Source organism: Ramlibacter cellulosilyticus, assembly GCF_014297465.1.
GTDB classification, from domain to species: domain Bacteria; phylum Pseudomonadota; class Gammaproteobacteria; order Burkholderiales; family Burkholderiaceae_C; genus Ramlibacter; species Ramlibacter cellulosilyticus.
Genome location: NZ_JACORT010000024.1, coordinates 1 through 1,904 on the forward strand (window position 1 = coordinate 1; position 1,904 = coordinate 1,904).

The 1,904-nt window shown below is 67.6% G+C and carries 1 protein-coding gene; it reads right to left on the bottom strand.

Annotation, left to right across the window (positions count from 1 at the left end):
• A partial coding sequence (locus tag H8N03_RS25935) for a hypothetical protein (RefSeq protein WP_187079149.1) occupies positions 1–1,904 on the bottom strand: 1,904 nt, incomplete at both ends.

Below are 1,904 nucleotides of genomic sequence, written 5' to 3' on the forward strand. Positions count from 1 at the left end.
ATGTTGCCCGCGGCGTCGACGTCGGAGTTGCGGATGATCGCGGTCGCTTCGGCCGGCTGCTCGCCGTCGAAGGCTTCGGAGATCAGCGGATCGCCCAGCAAGGCGTCCACCGCATTGAACAGCACGTTCTGCGGCTTCCAGCCCAGGGAGTTGAAGGCCAGCGCGAAGCTGAAGCCGCTCTCGCCGGTGGACAAGGCGCTGTTGAGGGTGGCGTCGAGCAGGCTGTCGTTCTTCGCCTCCAGGGTGACGTCGCCCGTGGTCGTGGCGATGTCGCTGTCCTCGATGAGCGCGTTGGCCGAGCTCAGGACCATGTTGGTCACGATCTGCCCGTTGACGGCCAGCACGCTGCCGGAACCCCAGGCACTGCCGCCGGAGGCCGTGACGTTGGTTTCGGCCGAGGACCGGATCGTGGCGCTTTCCAGCGCACTGATCGCGACGCTGCCGGCGTCGACGTTCGTATCGGTGATGAAGGCATCGACGGCGGAGCGCACGTCGTTCATCACCACCAGGCCGCCGACGGCCCGTGCGTCAGAGTCGGCCAGGTTGCCCAGGTTCGGGTACAGGTCGTCGAGGTCGTCGGCGCCGCCGGTGAGCTTGTGCCACAGGCCGGTGGCGAAGTTGGTGTTGCCCAGGTGGTATTCGGCGTCGCTGAGACCCGTGTACTCGTAGACGGCGCCAGCGTCGCCGCCGCCGGTGTAGTCGGCGCCCAGCCGCACCCGCTCGCCCCAGGAGACCGTGCGCGTGCCGGAGGCGGTGCTGTAGTCGTAGGCGCCCGGGATCAGGAAGTTCTGTGCGATGTCCGTCAGGCCCGCCAGCGTGTTGCTGGTGACGGCCGTCTGCACGATGGTGCTGGTGGAGGTGACGGAGGCGGCGTCGGAGGCTGAGAGGGTGAGTGCCCCGCCGGCCGTGACCTGCTTCGCGCCCGTGTAGCCGTCGCTGTAGTCGATCGACGCTTCTGCCCGGCTGCTGACCTTGTTGCTCGCCAAGCCGGCGCCGCCGGCCACGCCGGAGGCCGCGTACTGCGCACTGAAGACGATGTCCAGCGCCGCTTCGGCCGTCGCTTCATTGCCCAGCGTCGCGTCGATGCCAGCCGTCGATTCGGCGACCAGCGTCACGTCGCCGCCCGCGGCCACTTCCGTGTCCAGCAGGTAGGCCTTGACCCCCGCCGGGTTCTCGCCGTCGAACGCCTCGGAAATCAGCGGATCCCCGATCAGCGTGTCCACCGCGTTGAACAGGATGTTCTGCGCGTTCCAGCCGATGGAGTTGAACGCCACCACGAAGCTGTAGTTGTCCCACGCCTCCATCACGCTGTCAGCGGTGGCGGTGATGCTGGAATCGTTGCGCGCGGTGAGCGCCAGGTCCGCGCCCGATGTCAGCGTGCTGTCGGTCGCATAGGCCTGTGCCTGCGACAGGACCATGTTCGTGGCGATGATGCCGCCGGCGCCTTCCCAGGGCTGCACCACGCTCGATTCGGTGGCATTGATCGTGGCCGTTTCCAGCGCCGTGATCGTGATGGAGCCGTCGGCCGTGACGAGTGCGTCGTCTATCCACGCGGTGACGTCGCTGCGGACGTCGTTGCGGTCCACCAGGCCGTAGTAGCTGGAGGCGGAGCCCACCAGCCCATCCTTGTTCAGCGCCAGGCCGATCTCGGAGAGCACGGCATACGAAGTGCTCTCCGTGACGAGCGACGTCTCCGTGAGCTCCTTCCACAACTCGAAGTCCGAGTAGTCCTGGGCAGCGAGGTCGCGCCCCAGGCCCAGGGCATCCGTGCCCATGAACTCATACACCTTGCCGGCCCGGTCCGCATCGGCGAAGTCGTCGGCCACCCGCACGCGCTGGCCGAAGGTGACGTCCACCACGCCGGAGTTGCTCGTGTACTGGTAGTCGTCCAGCAGCACGCCCGC